This window comes from Streptomyces sp. NBC_00341 (genome assembly GCF_041435055.1).
GTDB lineage: Bacteria > Actinomycetota > Actinomycetes > Streptomycetales > Streptomycetaceae > Streptomyces.
The window spans coordinates 1128047-1148267 of the sequence record NZ_CP108002.1 but is presented as its reverse complement, the minus strand read 5'-3'; the positions used below and the strand labels follow the sequence as shown (position 1 = coordinate 1148267).

Sequence of the window (20221 nt, the reverse complement as noted above, 5' to 3'; positions counted from 1 at the left end):
TAACACCGCAAAGGGGTTGGGCCCCGACCTTCCGGTCGGGGCCCAACCCCTTTGCGGTGTGGTCACTCACTCCGCCTCGAACTCCGCGAGCAGGGCGTCGAGGGAGTCGTCACCGTCCCGTACCGCCATGATCTGACGGGCCATCTCGTGCAGCGTCAGCTGCTCCAGGAACAGCGTGATGGGGACGTCGAGGCCGAACTCGTCCCGCAGGCAGCCGACCAGGTGGACGGCGGTCAGGGAGTCGCCGCCGGCCGCGAAGTACGTCATCTCCGGGTCGTCGGCGTCCGCCAGCCCCAGGGCCTCGGCGATCAGCGCCCGGATCTGCTGCTCCAGGTCCGCAGCGGGCCCGTCCTGCTCCGGCTGCCGCGCCTGTTCCCCGGCCGGCGCGACCGGTGCGAGGCGGTACGCGCCGTGGCTCTCCCCGGCGAAGGGGTAGGACGGCAGCGCGGTTCGCCGGCCGCCTCCCGCCACCGACGCCGCTTCCGCCTCCGGCACCGGTCCGCCCGCCAGCCACGCCTCGCCCAGCGCATCGGGCCCGCCCGCCGCCGGCGCCCCGCCCGCCGCCAGTCCGGCCAGCAGCTCCGCCGCCTCCGAGCGGTCCACGGCCCGCACATAGCCGCGCACGGCCATCGGGACCCGGCCCACGCGCAGGGTGTACGCGGTGTCGGCGAGGGACGGGGCGTCCGGGGCCCGCAGCGCCTCGGCCAGCCGGCCGGCCAGCGCGTCGAGGTCCGCCCGGGTGCGGGCGGACAGCAGCAGCACCTCCGGGCCGTCCGGCGCCTCGGCTCCACCGCGCGGCGGCGCCTGCTCCAGCACCACGTGCACGTTCGTGCCGCCGATGCCGACCGAGCTGACCCCGGCCCGCCGGGGGCCGGAACCGGGCTCCGGCCAGGAGGCCGCCCGCTCGATCAGATGGAACGGCGAGTCCTCGAAGCCCAGTTCGGGGTGCGGGCGGCCGGGCTCTGCGTTCGGCACCAGCGTGGCGTGCTCCAGCATCAGCACCGACTTGATCAGCGCGGCCACGCCCGCCGCCGCGTCCAGGTGGCCGATGTTCGACTTCACCGAGCCGATCCCGATCCGCCCGGTGCCGAGTGCCCCCTTGAACGCGGCGCTCGCCGCCGCCGCCTCTATGCGGTCACCGAGCGCGGTGGCCGTCCCGTGCGCCTCCAGGTGCTGGGCGTCCGCCGGATCGAGACCGGCCGCCGCCCACGCCTCCACGATCGCGGCGGTCTGCTGGTCGACGCCGGGCGCGGTGAACCCGACCTTGGTGGCGCCGTCGTTGGTGACGGCGCTGCCCCGGATGACCGCCCTGACCGGGTCGCCGTCCGCGAGCGCGTCGCTCAGCCGCCGCAGCACGACCACCCCCACCCCGTTGCCGGGCACGGTGCCGCCGGCCCGCTCCTCGAAGGGGCGGCACCTGCCGTCGGGGGAGAAGATGCCGCCCTGGTGGTGGACGTAGCCCTTCTTGTGCACGGTGTCCACGGCGACGCCGCCGGCCAGCGCGGTGTCGCACTCACCGAGCAGCAGCGACTGCACCGCGAGGTGCACGGCGGTCAGCGAGGTCGAGCAGGCCGTCTGCACCGTCAGGCTCGGGCCCTCCAGACCCAGCCGGTAGGAGATCCACGGGGCGAGGAACTCGCGGTCGGTGAGGATGCGCACCTGGAGCGCCCCGATGGACGCGGCGAGCCTCGGATCGGTCTGCGCCGCCAGCATGTGCTCGGTGACCCCGCCGCCGACGTACACACCGGTACGGGCCGCGCCCCCGCGCGGTTTGCGGCCGGCGTTCTCCAGCGCGGACCAGGCCGTCTCCAGGAGCAGCCGGTGCTGGGGGTCCAGGGCCGCGGCCTCCGTGCGGTTGAAGCCGAACAGCTCCGCGTCGAAGCGGTCCGCGTCCGCGAGACGGCCCTTGGACGGTACGTAGTCGCGGCCCCGGACCTCCTGCGCGTCGGCGCCGTCGGCTATCAGCTCCTCCTCGGTGAAGTCGGTCACCGAGCAGAGCCCGCCGAGCAGGTTGCGCCAGTAGGTGTCCAGGTCCGGGGCGCCGGGGAAGCGTCCGCTCATTCCGACGACCGCGATCGCGGAGTCGGCTGCGAGGGGCTCGGCGGCGCTTGCGTTCTCGGTCATCGTGTGGAGCCTTTCCGGTAGCTGAGTCGTCGGGCGGCGGCGGTGCGTCGTGCGTGCCGGTCACCGCCGCGCGCGGCGGCCGTATCGGCGGTGGGGCCGGTGCCGGGGGCCCCGGCGGCGGGGCCGGGGACCGACCCGTCGAGGTGGGCGGCGAGGTCGGCCACGGTGGGGTGGCGGAACAGGTCGACGAGGCTGAGTTCGCCGTACGTCCCCAGCTCGCGCAGGGCGGCCAGAACGCTGAGCAGCCGGATCGAGTTGCCGCCCAGTTCGAAGAAGTGATCGGTGACGGCGACCCGTTCGAGGTTGAGGACCCGCGCCCACAGGCCGGCCACCAGTTGCTCGGTGGCCGTGCCCGCGACGGTGGCGGAGCCGTCCGGCCGGCATGCCACGGTGACGGGTTCCGGCAGCCGCGCCCGGTCGAGTTTCCCGTTCCCGCTGACCGGCATCTCCTCCAGCCGCACGAACACCTCGGGCACCATGGAGCCGGGCAGCCGCCGGGCGAGATGGGCGCGCAGCTCCGCGTCCGGCGGCGCCGCCCCGTCCCGGCCCACCACGTACGCCACCAAACGCTGCTCGGTGCCCGTACCGCGTACGGTGGCCGCGGCCAGGGCGACCCCCGGCGCGCCGGCCAGCAGGGTCTCGATCTCACCGAGTTCGATGCGCACGCCCCGCAGCTTGACCTGGAGGTCGGTGCGTCCGAGGTAGTGGATGAGGCCGTGTGCGTCGATCCGGCCGAGGTCGCCGGTGCGGTACATCCGGGTGCCCGGTGCGCCGTGCGGGTCCGCGACGAACCGTTCGGCGGTCAGGCCGGGCCGGCCGATGTAGCCGCGCCCCAGTGAGGCACCGGCCACGTAGATCTCACCGGCCACCCCGGCGGGCACCGGCCTCAGCCGCTCGTCGAGTACGTAGACACGGGCCCCCGGCACCGCGCCGCCGAGCGCCACGGGCTCACCGGGGGTGAGGTCCCCGGTGGTCGCGTAGACGGTCACCTCGCTGGGCCCGTACGCGTTCACGACGCGCCGGCCTGGCGCGCTGAGCCGTCCGACCAGCTCGGGCGGGCAGGCCTCGCCGCCGACCGCGACGGTCCGCAGGTCCGGCAGCTCCCCGGTGAGGTCGGGCAGCAGCATCGCGGCGGACGGCGGCAGGAACACGTAGGTGATGCGAGAGTCCCGCAGCCGCTTCAGCAGCCCCTCACCGATCCGTTCTTCCTCGCTCGGGATGTGCAGCTCCGCTCCGGCCACCCAGGGGAAGAACAGGTCGGAGACGGCGACGTCGAACCCGAAGGAGACGAACTGCAGCACCCGGTCCTCGGCGTCGACCGGGAAGGAGTGCCGGACCGCCCGGGTGAGGTTGACCAGCGCCCGGTGCTCCACGGCGACGCCCTTGGGGACGCCGGTGGAGCCCGAGGTGAACAGGACGTAGGCGAGATCCCCGGCGGACGGTGCGGCGGCGGCCTCTGCGGGTGCGGGGCCGACGGGGTCGGTGACGGACGGGCGGTCGACCCGGATGCACGGCACCCCCAGGGCCGCCCCCGTCTCCGCGGTCTCCCGGGCGGTGAGCAGGAGCGCGGTGCCCGAACTGTCCAGCATGTGGCGGAGCCTGGCCTCCGGGTGCGCCCGGTCCAGCGGTACGTAGGCGCCGCCCGCGCGCAGGACGGCCAGGGCCGCGATGCCCTGGTCCGCCGAGCGCGGCAGCAGCAGGCCGACCCGGACACCGGGCCGCACCCCGGTGGCGCGCAGCCGGGCGGCCAGCGCGTCGGCCCTGCCGAGCAGTTCGGCGTAGCTCAGGCGGAGGTCGCCGCAGACCAGGGCCGTGGCATCGGGGTGCTCGGCCGCCCGGTCCGCGATCAGCTCGGGCACCAGGCGGTCCAGCGGCGCGGCCTCCGCGAGGCGGTCGGCGCCGTCGATGGTCCGGGCGCGTTCGCCGGGCCCCACCAGCTCCACGGTGGACAGCGGTGCGGACGGGGCCGCGAGCAGCCCGGCCAGCAGGGTGCGGAAGTTGTCCGTCCAGCGGCCCACCGTCGCGGCGTCGAACAGGTCGCTGCGGTAGATGAACTGGGCGGCGAGCTCGTCGCCCCACCGCTCCATGAACAGGTGGAAGTCGAACTTGGCGGTGTCCAGGGTCAGGGCGAGCCGCTCGGTGGTGGCACCGGGCAGCCGCAGACCGGGCGCCGCCTCGTCCTCGTAGCTGAGCGCCACCTGCACCACCGGGTCGTGGCTGGTCTCACGGACCGGGGCGAGGGTGTCGACCACCGCTTCGAACGGCGCGTCCTGGTACGGCTGGGCCGCCAGCAGGGATGCCCGGACGCGGCGGGTCAGCTCGTCGAGCGACGGGTCGCCGGACACGTCCACGCGCAGCGCCAGGGTGCTGGTCAGCATCCCGACCATCTCCTGGAGCTCGGGCCGTTCGCGGCCGGAGGCCGGGTAGCCGACGACCAGGTCCTCGCCGCCCGAGAGCCGGGAGAGGAACGCGGCGTACACCGCGAACATCGTCATGAACGGGGTGCCGCCCTGGGCGGCTGCGACCTCGGCCAGCCGCGCCCTGACATCGGCGCCGAGCAGGAAGCGCTCGGTGCCGCCCGCGGCGGTGCGGACCGGCGGGCGCGGGCGGTCCAGCGGCAGGTCCATGACGGTGGGGGCGCCGCGCAGCCGCTCTGCCCAGTGCCGCACGGACTCCTCGAACGCGCCCTGTGCGGTGCGCTCGCGCTGCCAGGCCGCGTAGTCGGGGAACTGGAGCGGGAGTTCGGCCGGCCGGTGGACGGTTCCCCGGATCTCGTGGGCGTACGCCTCGGACAGGCCGTCCAGCATCAGGGCGAGTGACCAGCCGTCGCAGACCAGGTGGTGGGCGACCAGCAGCACCCGGTGGCTGCCGTCGTCCACCGCGTACACGGCGCAGCGCAGCAGCGGCCCCCGGGCGGTGTCGAAGGGGCGGGCGGCCTCCGTGCGGACCAGGGCGTCCGCACGGTTCGCCGGCACGTCCCGGTGGAGCGTTGGCCGCACCCGCCCGACGGCCGACACACGTTGGGCGGGCGTGCCGTCGTCCGCTGTCCGGAAGACCGTGCGCAGTGCCTCGTGGCGGGCGACGAGTCCGTCCAGCGCCCGGCCGAACGCCGAGGTGTCGAAGGGCCCGTGCACGGCGAAGGCGACCGGCACGTTGTACTGGGCGGTGCCCGGATTCAGCTGGTCGAGGACCAGCAGGCGGCTCTGGGCGTCGGAGGCGGGGAACTCGTACTCCTCGTTCCCGCCGCCCTCCGCGGCGTAGAGGTCGATGAGATCGACGGTGTCGACGGTCATGGGTTTCAGTCCCCTCGGAGGGCGGTTTCGAGGACCGCGGCGATCTCGGCCGCCGGGCCCGGATTGAGTACGTCGCTGTGACCGCAGTCCAGTTCGTGCACGTCGAGCGAGGCGGTCACGCGCCGCCACGCCGCGGTCTTCTCGGCCGTGTCCGGCCAGCTGTCGCGCGTCGCGGAGAAGAGCGTGAGCCCGCCCCCGTAGCGGGACGGCCGCCAGGTCCGTACGAGCGCGCTGTGATGCGCCCCGATGTCGACCAGGGTGTGCAGAGCGGCCCCGGAAAGGCCGTCGAAGGCTCCCTCGTGGGCGGTGGAGAACACCGTGGCCCGGTCCAGCGGCCCGTCCGGTACCGGTGCGCCGGGGGCGTGGGAGTGGAGCAGGATGCGCAGCATCTCGTCCTCGACGGCGGCGGGCTCCAGCGGCGTGTCGAGGATCTGCTCCGGCATCGGCATGGCGTCCACCACGGCGAGCATCCGCACCTCCTCGCCCGACCGGCGCAGCCGCACCGCCAGCTCGTGCGCGAGAGGTCCGCCGAAGGACCGGCCGAGGAGCAGGTACGGCCCCCGCGGCTGGAGTTCACGCACGCGCGGCAGGTACAGGTCCGCCATCGCGCCGATGGACGCCGGGAGCCCGTCCACCCCGGTGAGCAGCGCCGGACTCTGGAGGGTGTGCACGGGGCGGGCCGGGTCCAGGTGCGGCAGCAGGTTCGCGTACGACCAGCCGAGGCCGAGCCCCGGGTGCACGCAGATCAGCGGGGTGAGGTCCCCGCCGGTCCGCAGGGTGAGCACGGGCGCCAGGCTGTTGTGCTGCGGCTCTGCCTCCTGCTTCCCGGACGCGGGACGGCCTCTGCCGGGGCGCAGCGCGATCCGCGGAGCCGGGCCCTTGCCGGACGGCGGTGCGTCGAGCCGGGCGGCGAGTGCGGCCGGGGTGGGGGCGTCGAACAGGGCGGAGAGCGGGATACGGACCCCGAGCACCGTCTCGATCTTCGACTTCAGCCGCAGCGCGGTCAGCGAATGGCCGCCCGCCAGGAAGAAGTCGGTGTCGGGCCCGACCACCGGCAGGCCGAGCACCGTGCCGAACAGGGCGCACAGCTCGCGCTCGCGCGCGGTGCCCGGACTCCGTGGCGCCGCCGGCTGCCCGGAAGGCCCCGGATCGGGAAGCGCGGCCCGGTCGGCCTTCCCGTGCCGGGTGAGCGGCACCTCGTCGATACGGGCCCACAGCGACGGCACCAGGTGCGCGGGCAACTGGCGGGCTGCGTGCTCCCGTGCCCGGTCGAGGAGGACCTGCCACGGCTCGGCCGCGTCGTCCGGCACCAGCCAGGCGGCCAGCAGTTTGCCGCCCGCCGCGTCGGTCCGGGCACCGGCCACGGCACGCGCCACTCCGGGGCAGCCGCCCAGTACCGTCTCGACCTCGGCGGGCTCCACGCGGAAACCGCGCACCTTGACCTGGTCGTCGGCCCGGCCCGCGAACTCCAGCGCGCCGTCGGGCATCCGGCGGGCCAGGTCCCCGGTGCGGTACATCCGGCTGCCCGGCGGCCCGTACGGATCGGCGACGAACCGCTCGGAGGTGGCCACGGGCCGCCCGAGGTAGCCGTGGGCCAGCGCGCTGCCGCCGAGGTACAGCTCACCCGTGGCGCCTGCCGGAACGGGGCGCAGCCGGTCGTCCAGGACATGCGCGCGGGTGTTGTCCAGGGGGCGCCCGATGGGGACGCCGCCCGGCTGGGCGGCCGACTCCTCGGTGGCGGTGTGCGCGGTGGCGAACACCGTCGTCTCGGTGGGCCCGTATCCGTTCACGACGACGGTCCCCGGGCAGTGCTCGTGCAGACGGCGCACGGTGCCGGGCGCGAGGACGTCGCCGCCGGACCACACCTCGCGGAGTCCGGACAGCGCGTCGGGCGCGATCTCCGCGACGGTGCGCAGCAGTTCGGGCGTGAGCATCAGCGCGGTGACCCCGCGGTCGGGGACCACCCGCTTCAGCAGGTCGGGGGTGATCGCCTCCGCGGGGGCGACGACCACGGTCCCGCCGTTCAGGAGCGGGACCCACACCTCGTAGGTGGAGGCGTCGAACGTGTACGGGTTGTGCAGCAGCACCCGGTGGTGGGCGCCGCCCGCGAACCTGCCGTCCGCGGCGAGTTCGGTGATCGCCCGCTGCGGGACGACCACTCCCTTGGGCTCGCCGGTGGAGCCCGAGGTGTAGATCACGCAGGCGGCGGCACCGGGGGAGGACTCCACCCCGTCGAAGGGCTCGGGGCCGGACTCCTCCGTGAGGTCCAGCACCGCCGTCCCCCCGGGCAGCCGGGTCGCGGCGGAATCCGGCCGGTCGGTGAGGACGAGGGCGGGTTCCGCCCCCGTCAGGAGCCGGGCCAGCCGCTCCGCCGGGTGCGCCGGGTCGAGGGGGAGCCAGCAGGCGCCCGCCTTGAGGACCGCGAGCTGGGCGACGACGACGGCCGCCGAGCGGGCCAGCAGGAGGCCCACGGTCCGCCCCGGTGCGACCCCGGCCCGGACGAGCCGGCCCGCCAGCCGGTCGGAGGCGGCGTCCAGTTGGGCGTAGCTGAGGATCTCGCCGTCCGTGTCGACGGCCGGCGCGTCGGGGGTACGGGCCGCCTGGGCGGCGAACCGTCCGGTCACGGTGGCGGGCGCGGCGGGCGCCCGGGACGGCCCGTCGGCCAGGGCCAGCAGCTCGTGCCGCTCCGCGACGGGCAGGGCGTCGATCTCGTCCACGGGTGCCTGCGGAGAACGGGCCAGCCGCTCCAGTACGTGCGCCAGCCGGGCGGTGACCGCGGCCGCCGAGATGCCCCGGCGGCAGCTCACGGAGAGCAGCAGCCGGTCCTCCGCGACCGCCGCGATGGTGACCGGGTAGTGGGTCGCGTCCGTCACCTTCGCCAGGCGCACCGAGCCCGGGGCGTCCTCGCCGCCGTCGGTCCGGGGGAAGTTCTCGAAGGCGAGGATCGAATCGAAGAGTTCACCGGCCCCCACGGCGCGCTGCACCTCCGCGGCGCGGGCGTGGTGGTGGGCCAGCAGCCGGGACTGCTCGTCCTGGACCCGGCGCAGCAGCTCGTCCACCCGCTCGCCGTCCCGCAGCCGGACCCGTACCGGCAGGGTGTTGATGAACAGGCCCACCATGGACTCGACGCCGGGCAGATCGTGCGGGCGCCCGGAGACGACCGCGCCGAAGACCAGGTCGCGGGAGCCCGTCAGTCTGGCCAGCACCAGGGCCCAGGAGACCTGCACCAGGGTGTTCAGGGTGACGCCCGCCTCCGCGGCCCGCCGGACCAGCATCCCGGTGAGACCGGTGGTCAGCCACATCCGGTCGCGGTCGGGCGCCGTGTCCGGACCGGTGGGGGCCAGCAGCGCGGGCCGTTCCAGGCCCTCCAGCGCCTCGCACCACGCGGCCTCCGCCTTGCCTCGGTCCTGGGCTCCCAGCCACACCAGATAGTCCCGGTAGGGCACGGCGGGCGGCAGTGGACGGCCCGCCACCAGGGCAGCGAGGTCCCGTTCGACGACCGGCATCGACCAGCCGTCCAGGAGGATGTGGTGGAAGGACACGACGAGGTCGCCGCCGGAGTCGTCCCGCAGGAACGTGGCCCGCACCAGCGGCGGCCGGGCCAGGTCGAAGCGGAGCGCCGCGTCCTGGCGCAGCACCTCATCGGTCCGCACGCCCACCTCGTCCGGGGCGAGGCCCGTCAGGTCCACCTCGGTCCACGGCGCCGCGACCGCCTCCGGCACGACCTGGACCGGCCGGTCCAGGCGTTCGTGCCGGAAGCAGGAGCGCAGATTGGGGTGCCGGTCCAGGAGCGCGGTGACCGCCTCCCGTACCGTGCGCCCGCTTGTTGCGGCGCCGATCCGGAACCGGGCCTGCACCAGGTAGGGGTCGGGGCCGGAGGTCTCCCGGGCGGCGTGGAAGAGGAGGCCCTCCTGGAGCGGGGAGAGCGGCAGTACGTCCGCGATGCGCGCGTTCATCGTCGTTGCCCTTCTTCTTCGTCGTCCTGCGCGGGGCCGAAGCCGTCGAGGTCACCGAAGTCCATGTCCTGCGCCAGCAGTTCGAGTTGGTCCCCGGTGAGATCGACGAGCGGGAAGTCGGACGGGGTGTGGACGGCTCCGCCGTGCTCCGGTCCGCCGTGGTCCGCGAGGACGCCGAGCGCCTCCGACCACGCCCCGGCCAGTTCGCGCACCTCGTCCTTCGTGAACACCCCGGACGGGTAGGAGAAGCTCGCCTCCAGCAGGGGCTCGCCGTTCTCCTCGCGGGCCAGCACGTCCACCTCCAGGGTGTGCGCGAGCGGCACGGCGTCCGGCCCGAGATCGAGCAGCCGCCCGCCCGCCGCGTCGGTCGCGGTGAACCGGCCCAGGTAGTTGAAGCGGACATCGGGTGCGGGCAGCGCGGCGAGCGCCGGGCCGGTCTCCGCGTGGAGGTAGCGGAGCAGCCCCCAGCCGAGCCCGCCGGACGGCACCGCCCGCAACTGCTCCTTGACGCACTTGAGGGCCTCGCCAGGCCGGCCGCCGGGCTCCACGGCGGCGGCGCCGATGTCCAGCCGGACCGGGTACTGCGTGGTGAACCAGCCGACGGTGGCGGAGACGTCGACCTCGGTGGAGACCACCTCGCGCCCATGCCCCTCCAGGTGGACGAGGAGAGCGGATCCGGTGCCCCGGCGCCGGACGGCCGCCGCCGTGAGCGCGGTCAGCATCACCGCGTCGGGGCGGCAGTTGAAGGCGGCCGGCAGCGTGACGAGCACACCCCGGGTGAGCTCCGCGCCCAGTTCGAAGGTGTACGTCTCCCGGTGTCCGACCGGCCGCCCGCCGTCGGTGAGGCGTGCCGCAGGATCCGCCAGTTGCCTTTCCCACCAGGGGAGTTCATCGGTGCGCAGTCCGGCCTCCTGGGAGAGCAGCCGGGACCAGCGGGTGAACGAGGCGCTGGCGGGAGCGGCGTCGGCGTCGTGACCTGGACGCGGATCGAGGGCCGAGGCGAGTTCCTGGCCGAGCACCCGCCAGGAGAACCCGTCGACCGCCAGATGGTGCACGGTCAGGACCAGTGCGCCGGACCGGCCGGGCCCGGGGTCCAGCCACAGCGCCCGCACCATCTCGCCGTCCTCCGGCCGCAGCGTGGCGGTGCGCGCCAGCTCAGTCGCCCGCGCGTGCAGATCGGTGTCCGCCGGCACGGCCAGCCGGACGGCCCGCGCCCCGGCGGGTGCTCCGGCGACGGGCACGTCGAACTCCCAGCCCGTGTCGTCGTCGCGCACCAGGCGCATCCGCAGCGCGGTGTGCCGCTCGGTCAGCGCGGCGACGGCCGCCTCGATCGCGGCCAGTCCGGTGCCGGGCGCCAGCGGGAACAGCATGGACTGGGTGAACGCCGAGGTGTCCTCGACCTGTTCGCGCCACCAGTGCATCACCGGGGTGAGCGGCAGCCGCCCGGTCCCGGTGTCCTCCTCGGCCGGGCCCTCGCTGTCGGGGGTACGGGCCAGCACGGCCAGCCGGGCCGGGGTGCGCACGGTGAACACGTCGTGCGGCGAGAGCACCAGACCGGCCGCACGGGCCCGCGCGGCGAGCTGGATCGCCATGATGCTGTCGCCGCCGAGCCGGAAGAAGTCGTCGTCGGCGCCGGCCTGTCCGACGTCCAGCAGCTCCGCGAAGAGCCCGCAGAGGATCTCCTCGCGTGCCGATCCTGGCAGCCGGACCGTGTCCCCGGTCCGCTCGGCCGGGGCCGGCAGCGCGGACCGGTCGAGCTTGCCGTGGGACGACAGCGGCAGCGTGTCCAGCACCACCACGGCGGCCGGGACCATGGCCGCGGGCAGCCGTCCGGCCGCGTGCAGGAGCAGCGCGTCCTCGTCGGTCTCGGCACCCCGCGCGGGCACCACGTACGCGACGAGCTGCGCGGTGCCCCGGTCGTGCCGTACGACGGCCACCGCGCGCTCCACGGTGGGGTGTTCCACGAGTGCGGCGGCGATCTCGCCCGGTTCGATCCGCAGCCCGCGCAGCTTCACCTGCTCGTCGCCGCGCCCCAGGTAGTACGTGATCCCGCTGTCGTCGCGGTGGACCAGGTCGCCGGTGCGGTACATGCGGCTGCCGGGCGGACCGTAGGGATCGGCGACGAACCGCTCCGCAGTGAGTGCGGCACGCCCGAGATAGCCGCGGGCCAGGGCCGCGCCCGCGAGGTAGAGCTCGCCGCCCGCCCCGGCCGGGACCGGACGCAGCCGCTCGTCCAGGACGTAGGCGGTGGTGCCCGCCACCGGGGAACCGATGGGCGGCACAGCGGAGTCGGCGTCCAGCGGGCCGGAGAGCGTGGCGACGACGGTGGACTCGGTGGGCCCGTAGGCGTTGTGGAAGCGCCGCCCCCCGACGGCCCAGCGCGCCACCAGGTCCGGCGGGCACGCCTCCGCGCCGACGACGAGCGCGCGCAGCCGGGGGTGCGGGCCGGCCGGCACCGTCGCGAGCACGGACGGCGGGACGAACGCGCAGGAGATCCGCCGCTCCGTCAGCACCGCCCCGAGGTCCTCGCCCACGAGCGGCCCCGGCGGCGGCAGCACCAGGGTGCCGCCCGAGCCGAAGGCCAGGCACAGTTCCCCGACGGAGATGTCGAAGGTGGGGGGTCCCAGCTGGAGCACCCGGCTCCCCGCGTCGAGTGCGACGCCGTCCACCAGGCTCCTGGTGAGCGCCGCCACACCGGCATGGGTCACCAGCACGCCCTTGGGGGTGCCGGTGGAACCGGAGGTGTGGATGACGTGGGCCACGTCGTGCGGCTCCGGACCGCCCGGCGGCAGAGGCGGACCGGCCCAGGCGTCCTCGTCGAGGACCAGCGCCGGGACGTCCGTCACCGGCGGCACGGCACCCGGCTCCGTGATCAGGAGCACCGGCCCCGCCTCGTCGAGGACCCGGCGGACGCGCTCCGCCGGGTGGGCGGGGTCGACGGGCAGATACGCGGCCCCGGCGCGCTGCACGGCCAGCGCCGCCACCGGCCAGTCGCTGCCGCGCGGGAGGGCGAGCGCCACGATCCGCCCGGGGCCCGCACCGAGGCGGACCAGCCGGCCGGCCAGCCGGGCCACCCGGTCGTCCAGTTCGGCATAGCTCAGACCGCGTCCGGGGAACGGGGACTCCACGGCCGGCGCGTCCGGCGTACTGGCCGCCCGTCGGCTCACCAGAGCGGGCAGCGACTCCGGGCCGGGGGCGGCGGATCCGGCGGAGGCGGCGAGCAGTTCACCGCGCATGGCCTCCGGCACCAGGTCGATGTCCCCGATCAGCGCCGTGGGCTCCGCGGTGATCCGCCGCAGCAACTCGACGTAGCACTGCGTCCAGCGGGCCACCGTCGCCGGGCCGAAGACATCGGTACGCAGACCGAAGCTGCCCTCCATGCCGTCGCCGCTGTCCTTCACCACGCCGACGAGATCGTGCTCGCCGCCCGTGTGGATGCGCTCGGGCTCGGCGAACTCCTTCATCACCGTGACGCTCGGCTGCTGCGTCAGGTGCATGAACACCCACTGGTACAGCGGGGCCCGGCCCGCGCTGCGCTCCGGCGCGGCGGCCGACACGATCCGGCCGACGGGCACGTCCGCGTTGGCCATCAGATCCGGGAAGTCGGCGGCGAACCCGGTGAGCACATCGGTGAACGACCGGTCGGGGCGCACCTGCCAGCGGGTCGGCACGGCGTTCATGACGTACCCGATGACCTGGTCGAGGCCCTTGGCCGCCCGGTTGGCGATCGGGGTCCCGATCACCAGGTCCTCCGCGCCGCTGACCCGGTGTGCCAGGACCGCGAAGGCGGCCATGAGGACGACGTAGACGGAGGAGCCGCGCTCCCGGGCCAGGGCCCGTACGGCGGCGGTGGTCGCCGCGTCGATGCGGAAGGGGACGTTCGCGATGCCGTCGCCCTCTGTGGTGGTGCCGGTACCGGCACCCGGCACGGTCAGCGGACCGGGCGGATCGGCGAGATAGCGGCGCCAGAAGTCGAGCCGGCTCCCGAAGACCCCGGCCTCCGTCAGCTCGCTCTGCCAGGACGAGAAGTCGGCGTACTGGATCCGGGGCCGGGTGAGCGGCGGCTCGACACCGTCGCGCAGGGCGCCGTACGCCTGGGCGAACTCGTTCTGCAGCACGTCGAACGACCACCAGTCACTGATGGTGTGGTGCAGGCTCAGCATCAGCGTGGAGCGACGCTCGTCGACCCGGACGAACCGGGCCCGGATCAGCTTGTCCCGGCTCAGGTCGAACGGGCGGTTGCGGAACGCCTCGAAGGCCGCGTCGATCGTCCCGCCGGTGCCCCGCAGATCCTCCCGCTCCAGCTCGAACTCCCCGTCCTCGGGGAACTCGACGTGCAGCTCACCCGCCGGGTCCGTGACGATCCTGGTCCGCAGGATGTCGTGGTGACGCTGGATCAGCGTCAGCGCCGCCGCCAGATGCGCCGGGTCCACCGGCCGCTCGAAGTGGTACGCGGCGCACAGGTTGAGCGCGGGGGTGCCCGGATACAGCGAGTCGTACACCCACAGGTCGTGCTGCGCCGGACTGAGCGGCACCCGGCGGGCCGGATCGCGCGGCGGGATGACGGCCGGTATCTCACGGGCCCGGCCCGCCTCCAGGAGGCGGCGCATCAGCCGGACCCGCTGCTCCCGGCCGAGCGCGCCGAACCGGTCGGCCATGGAAGGGGAAGGGGACGCGGCGCCCGGAACGGCGCGCGCGACGGTGGGGGCGCTCATCACAGGTTCTCTTTCAGTTCGGCCAGCCGGTGCAGTCCGGCCAGTACGTCGTCCCGTCCGATGCCGAAGTCGATGAAGCAGGCGACCTCGTCGACGCCCAGCTCGGCCAGATCGGCGAGCATCTTGGCGCAGTGCCCCGGGGAACCGAGGAGACTGCCCCAGCTCAGATAGCGTTCGAAGGCGAAGTCGGCGAGCATCGCCGTCTGTTCCTCGGTGAGCTGCGCGGTCGTGGGGTCCGCCGCCCGGTTGGCCGCCGTCTGGCGGACGTACGAGGCGAGATACGTCTTCAGCGGTGCGCCCGCCATCCGGCGCACCTCCGAGTCGTCGGCGCCGACGTAGGTGTGCGCCATCAGCGTGACCCGGCCGTGCGCGTCGGTGCCGCGCTGCTCGGGGGCGGCCGCGCAGGCGGTGCGGTAGAGGGCGATCTTCTCGGCCAGCTCCTCCCGGCTCTGCCCGACGGTCGCGCCGAGCACCCCGGCGCGCAGGGCGCCGGCCGCCGACCAGGTCTCCGGGTTGCCGGACGTGGTGACCCACAGCGGCAGGGTGTCCTGGACGGGCCGGGGCTGGGGTGTCACGGAGACCGGGGTGCCGGTGCCGTCGGGGTACTCGGCGGCTTCGCCCGCCCACAGCGCCCGCAGCCGGGGGATGGTCTCCAGGGCGGTCCGCCGCCGGTCCGCGTACTGCTCAGGGGCCAGCGTGAAGTCCTTGGAGTGCCAGCCGGTGGCCACGGAGAGCCCCACCCGGCCGTGCGAGAGGTTGTCCACGACGGCCCAGTCCTCCGCGACCCGCAGCGGGTGGTGGAGCGGAAGGACGACGCTGCCCGCGCGGATCCCGATCCGCTCGGTGGCGACGGCGAGCGCCGCGCTGAGCACCGGCGGGCTGGGGAAGACCTGCCCCACCTGCTGGAAGTGGCGCTCCGGGGTCCAGACGGCGTGGAACCCGAGCCGGTCGGCCGTCCGGGCCACGGCGAGGATGTCCTCGTACGTCTCGGTGTGCCGGGCCTGGCCGGCGGTGGTGCTGTCCGCACCGAAGAACATCACACTGAGGTCCACTGCCGCTCCTCCTGCTTCCTGTTGGGCTGGGTCGGGGATTCCGGACGGCGCGGCACCCGGGGGCGGCGCGGTATGGGGGTGGAGGCGGCCGGTCCGGGCAGGGCCGCGGCCCGTTCCAGCTCGGCCGCGAAGGCGGCGACGGTCGGGGCGGCGAACAGCTGGGCCACGGTCACCGGCCGGCCGGCGGCGAGGCGGGCCACGACGCGTACCGCGCGCAGCGAGTTGCCGCCGAGCGCGAAGAAGTCGTCGTACGGGCCGGCGCTCGGCACCCCGAGGACCTCGCACCACACGGCGGCGGTCTGCTGCTCCAGAGCGGTCATCGGACGGTCGGCGGGGCTCGGCCGGCGGGTCGCGACCGTGACCCGGTCGCCCTGTCCTGCCTGCCGCGGCGGCGGGGTCGCGACCAGCCGCGACAGCGGGGTGCCGGGCTCCGCCGCGGCTGCCTCCAGGGTCTCGGGGAGGGCGCGGGCGAGCCACTGGACGAAGTCCTCCTCCAGCGCCTGGCCGCGGTACTCGAAGGTCAGGGTCAGCCCGTCCGGGGAACCGTCGGAGGCGGTGGAGTCCGTGACGTCCACCAGGAGTTCGAACCGGGCGGCGCCGGTGCGCACGACCTCGACGCCCTCCTCGGCGCCGGGCAGCGCGACCTCGGCCCGCGCGTTGTTCTGGAGCGCGAGGACCACATCGGTGAACGGCTGACGGCCGGGGGAGCGCGGCGGGTTGAGGGCCCCGACCACGTCCTCGAACGGCACGTCCTGGTGGCTGAACGCGGCGAGGTCCGTCTCCCGCACCCGGGCGAGCAGCTCGCCCGCCGTGGGGTCGCCGGACAGATCGGTGCGCAGCACCAGCATGTTGACGAAGAACCCGACGACGTCCTCGACGCCGCCGTCCCCGGCCCGGCCGGCCACCGGTGCGCCGACCGCCAGGTCCTCGTCCGCACCGGCCCGTACGAGCACGGCTGCCAGCGCGGCGTGCAGGGCCATGAAGAGGGTGGCGCCCCGGGAGCGGGCCGACTCGACGATCCGGGCGTGGGCCGCCGCGTCCAGCCGGGTCACCACGACCCGCGCGTCCGGCCCCGGTACGGCCGGCCGCCCGGTGCGACGCGGCAGCAGCGGTCCGCCGTCCGGCAGCCCGTCCAGCTCCTTGCGCCAGTACCTGAGCTGGCGGGCGGCGAGCGCGTGCGGATCGGCCGGTGAGCCGAGCCGGCCGAGCTGGTGACGGGCGTGCTCCGGGTACGGGACGGCCAGCGGCTCAAGTCCGCTACCGGTACCGGAGACCCGGTCCGCGTAGGCGCGGGACAGATCGCGGAAGAGCGGGCGCAGGGACCAGCCGTCCCCGGCGATGTGATGGACCAGCACCAGCAGCGCGTGCTCGTCCGGCCGTTCCGGGGTGGTGAACAGGGTGGCCCGGCAGGGGATTTCGGCCCCGAGATCGAAGCGGTGGCGGGCCTCCCGCTCGATCTCCCGGTCCAGCGAGTCCCCGGCGACGCGCAGTTGACGCAGGGGCGGCCGCCCGGCCGCCCCGCCCAGGACCCGCCGTACGGGGGAACCGTCGGCCTCCTCGAAGACGGTACGGAGCACTTCGTGCCGGTCCGCGACCTGCGCCAGGGCGTCGCCCAGCGCCGCCGCGTCGACCGGCCCCCGCAGCCGTACCAGCATCGGCAGGTTGTACGCGGCCCCGGCCCCGGTACGGTCCAGGAACCACAGCCGGTGCTGCGCGTGCGAGACCGGGAGCCCACCGGGGGCGGCCTCGCCGGCCGGAGCCTCGGGCGGCACCGGGGGAGCGGTGTCGACGAAGGGGGCGAGCAGCGCCGGGGTGGGTGCCTCGAACAGTCCTCGGATGTCGATCTCGGCGCCGAGCACGGTACGGATCCGGCCCAGCAGCCGGGCGGCCAGCAGGGAGTGGCCGCCGAGGGCGAAGAAGTCGTCGTCGGGGCCGACCGCCTCCGCGCGCAGCACCTGGGCGAAGAGCTCGCACAGCGCGGCCACGGTTCCGTCCGCCGGCTCCGCCGCCCGGCCGGTCACCGCCGCCACGGCTCCGGGCTCCGGCAGCGCGGCCCGGTCCAGCTTTCCGCTGGGCGTCAGCGGGAGCGCGTCCAGCACCACGAACGCCGCCGGCACCAGGTAGTCGGCCAGCGTCTCGCGGGCGTAGGCGCGCAGCTCCGCTTCCCGGAAATCCTGCGGGGCGCCGCCGCTCGGCACGACGTACGCGGTCAGCTGCCGGTCACCGGCCGGGTGCTCATGGGCGACGACCGCCGCCCGGCCGACGCCGGGGTGCCGGGCCAGCACGCTCTCCACCTCGCCCGGCTCCACCCGGAAGCCCCGGATCTTCACCTGGCTGTCGGCCCGCCCCAGGTATTCGAGGACTCCGTCGGCACGCCGCCGGCCGAGGTCACCGGTGCGGTAGACCCGCTCGCCGGACGGAGCCGCGACGAAACGCTCCGCGGTCAGCGCGGGCCGGCCCCGGTACTCACGGGCGAGGCCCGCGCCGGCCGCGTAGAGCTCACCGGCCGCCCCGTCCGGCACCTGCCGCAGGTCCTCGTCGAGGACGTACAGCCGCTTTCCCGCGAGCGGGCGGCCGATCGGCACCGGGCCGTCGCCCAGCCCGGCGCGGGTCACCGGGTGGACGGTCAGGAAGACCATGCACTCGACGGGGCCGTAGCCGTTGCTCAGCCGCAGTTCCGGGCTGCGCTCCAGGGCGCGGGCCGCGTGCGGCGCGGACAGCGCCTCGCCGCCCACCACGAGTTCCCGCACCCCGTCCAGCAGGTGCGGGTACTCGTCGACGACGACGTTGAAGAGGGACGCCGAGAGGTACATCGAGGTGATGCCGTGCTCCGCGACGAGCCGCGCCATCAGCAGGGGTTCGGGCCGCCCGGCGGGATGCAGGACGCACGTCCCGCCGTTCATGAGCGGCCCCCACAGCTCCAGGGCGAACGCGTCCCAGGACAGCGGCGCGCACTGGAGCCAGACCGCGCCGGGCCCGAAGGAGGCGAAGTCCTGCCCGGTGAGCGTCGCGGTGAGCGCGTGGTGCGACGCGGCGATGCCCTTGGGCCGCCCGGTCGATCCCGAGGTGAACATCACGCACGCGATGTCGTCCGGCCGGACCCGGACCGTGCCGCGCGGCAACGGCCGCGCCCCCGGGGCGTCCTCGATGTCCACCCGCGCGGCGCCGAGCCCGTCGAACGCGGAGCCCCTGGCCGAGACGACCACGGCCGCACGGGCGTCCTCTGCCATCACCCGCAGCCGTTCGGCGGGGAAGCCCGGGTCGAGCAGCACATAGCCGGCCCCGGCCTTGAGGATGCCGAGCACCGCCACGACGAGCGAGGCGGAACGGTCCAGGTACACCCCGACCGTATCGCCGGACCGGACGCCTCTCGCGGTCAGCAGACCGGCCAGCCGGTCCGCCCGTGCGTCGAGTTCGGCGTACCCGATCCGCTCGTCGCCGTGGATCAGCGCGGTCGCGCCGGGGTTCAGGGCCGCCTGTTCCTCGAACAGCTCATGCGCGCACCTCATCGCGTTCACCTCCCTGGTGGTCGCTCTGCCCGGCCGGGTCCCGCGGAGCGTCGAGATCGGGCAGCAGGGTGTCGATGTCCCTGATCGACCGGCTGGCGAGACCCCACAGGGCGACCCCGGTCCCGCCGATGCCGGCCAGGAACAACATGGCCGCCATGCCGCTGCCCGGAGAGTCACCGACGAGCGGGCCGAGCACGGTGAAGAGACCCGATCCCCGGGCGGCCTGCGGTTCGAAGACGTGGTCGGCCAGCGGTCCGGAGACCGCCATGGCCAGCGGGACGGAGATCTGCGACAGGAACATCACCGCGCCGAAGACCCGGCCCTGCCACTCGTGGGGGACCTTGGTCTGCACGATCGTCTGCATCGAGGCGTTGACGACGTTCATGAGCAGGGCGCCGACCAGGATGGTCAGGCACCAGCCGGCCACACCGCCCACCAGTCCCATCGCCACCAGGCCGGAGAGGCACATGCCGACGACGCCGAGCATCATGCCCCGGCCCCGGTTCGCCGGGCCGCCCCAGGCCGCCATGAGCAGGGCGCCGGCCACTCCGCCGACGCCCACCGAGGTGTTGACCGCGGCGAGTGCGCCGTCCCCGGCCCGGAGCAGCACCATCGGCGAGATGAGCGCGAAACCGAAGACCATGACCAGGTTGACGAGACAGAAGTTGATGATCAGGTCGCGCAGACTGGGCACCCGGAACAGGTAGCGCAGCCCCTCGACGGAGTCGGCGGTGATCCGCCGCCGGGGCGCGCCGGGCGTCGTCGTCACCCGGTCACCGGCGAAGCGCACGATCCGGACGCCGATGAGGGCGAACGTGTAGCTCGCCACGTCGACCAGGAGCGTCGGGCCGATCCCGAAGAGCGCGAGCATCAGACCGCCCAGCGCCGGGCCGCCGATCCCGGCGGCACTCTTCGCCCCCGCCAACAGGCCGTTGGTTCGGTCCAGTTGGTCCTTGCGGACCAGGAGCGGGACGGCCGAGGACAGCGCCGGGAACTGGAAGGCGGCACAGACTCCGAGCAGTACGGAGGCCGGATAGACCTGCCAGGCCTGGAACGCGCCGACGTAGTGGAGCAGGGCCAGCGAGCCCACGACGAGGAGTCCGCCGGCGTCGGCTATCTGCAGCGCGGCGCGCTTGGATATCCGGTCGACGATTGCGCCCGCAATGGGACTGAAAATGGCCTGCGGCAGCATGGCGCACAGCGAAAGAATGGTGACGGCGGTCGCCCGCTCACCGGAGGACCACACCTCGACGATGAAGGCGAACCGGACCGCCGCGCTGCCTGCCAGGGAAACCGCCTGACCGGACCAGACGAGGAGAAAGGGCCCCATTCCCGAGAAACGGCCGGGAATGTCCGTTGATATCCGGGCGCCCATCAGGATTCGGGCCCGTCGTGAACCGGCGTCCGGTGCAATGTGCCGCCGCCGTCGAATGGTTTGGTTACCACGCCTCAATCTCCCGGATGTCGCGTCCCCTGCGGATCACCACGGATCCCTGTCTGATCGGAACGGGGTCATCATGCGGCCACCGATTACCGCTGCGTTCCCTTGGCGAACGAGGGAACGGGAAGGGA

At 74.6% G+C, this 20221-nt stretch carries 7 protein-coding genes; all 7 read right to left on the bottom strand.

Annotated elements, in window-relative coordinates:
• Positions 1-66: 66 nt before the first annotated feature.
• From OG892_RS04970 to OG892_RS04940, 7 genes are read right to left on the bottom strand one after another with little or no spacing between them, the layout of a single operon-like run.
• Positions 67-2124 (bottom strand): beta-ketoacyl synthase N-terminal-like domain-containing protein, encoded by a 2058-nt coding sequence (locus tag OG892_RS04970; RefSeq protein WP_371628573.1) that lies wholly within the window; start codon positions 2122-2124, stop codon positions 67-69.
• Positions 2121-5417, bottom strand: a complete 3297-nt coding sequence (locus tag OG892_RS04965; RefSeq protein WP_371628572.1) for an amino acid adenylation domain-containing protein — start codon at positions 5415-5417, stop codon at positions 2121-2123. Before OG892_RS04965 ends, OG892_RS04970 begins: the two co-directional genes overlap by 4 nt.
• Positions 5418-5422: 5 nt before the next feature.
• Positions 5423-9373: an amino acid adenylation domain-containing protein gene (locus OG892_RS04960; protein ID WP_371628571.1), complete on the bottom strand. Its 3951-nt coding sequence runs from the start codon at positions 9371-9373 to the stop codon at positions 5423-5425.
• Positions 9370-14088 (bottom strand): amino acid adenylation domain-containing protein, encoded by a 4719-nt coding sequence (locus tag OG892_RS04955; RefSeq protein ID WP_371628570.1) that lies wholly within the window; start codon positions 14086-14088, stop codon positions 9370-9372. The genes OG892_RS04960 and OG892_RS04955 overlap by 4 nt, the downstream gene beginning before the upstream one ends.
• Positions 14088-15140 carry a MupA/Atu3671 family FMN-dependent luciferase-like monooxygenase gene (locus tag OG892_RS04950; RefSeq protein ID WP_073739263.1) on the bottom strand — a complete coding sequence of 351 codons (1053 nt, stop codon included), beginning with the start codon at positions 15138-15140 and terminating at the stop codon, positions 14088-14090. The genes OG892_RS04955 and OG892_RS04950 overlap by 1 nt, the downstream gene beginning before the upstream one ends.
• Positions 15125-18649 (bottom strand): amino acid adenylation domain-containing protein, encoded by a 3525-nt coding sequence (locus OG892_RS04945; protein ID WP_371628569.1) that lies wholly within the window; start codon positions 18647-18649, stop codon positions 15125-15127. The genes OG892_RS04950 and OG892_RS04945 overlap by 16 nt, the downstream gene beginning before the upstream one ends.
• The gene (locus OG892_RS04940; RefSeq protein ID WP_371628568.1) at positions 18633-19979 is read right to left on the bottom strand and encodes an MFS transporter; all 1347 of its coding nucleotides are present in this window, start codon (positions 19977-19979) and stop codon (positions 18633-18635) included. The genes OG892_RS04945 and OG892_RS04940 overlap by 17 nt, the downstream gene beginning before the upstream one ends.
• Positions 19980-20221 lie beyond the last annotated feature (242 nt).

Coding starts and splice junctions, on each gene's coding strand:
- OG892_RS04970 (WP_371628573.1), bottom strand. CDS start 2,124: ATGACCGAGAACGCAAGCGCCGCCGAGCCCCTCGCAGCCGACTCCGCG.
- OG892_RS04965 (WP_371628572.1), bottom strand. CDS start 5,417: ATGACCGTCGACACCGTCGATCTCATCGACCTCTACGCCGCGGAGGGC.
- OG892_RS04960 (WP_371628571.1), bottom strand. CDS start 9,373: ATGAACGCGCGCATCGCGGACGTACTGCCGCTCTCCCCGCTCCAGGAG.
- OG892_RS04955 (WP_371628570.1), bottom strand. CDS start 14,088: ATGAGCGCCCCCACCGTCGCGCGCGCCGTTCCGGGCGCCGCGTCCCCT.
- OG892_RS04945 (WP_371628569.1), bottom strand. CDS start 18,649: ATGAGGTGCGCGCATGAGCTGTTCGAGGAACAGGCGGCCCTGAACCCC.
- OG892_RS04940 (WP_371628568.1), bottom strand. CDS start 19,979: ATGGGGCCCTTTCTCCTCGTCTGGTCCGGTCAGGCGGTTTCCCTGGCA.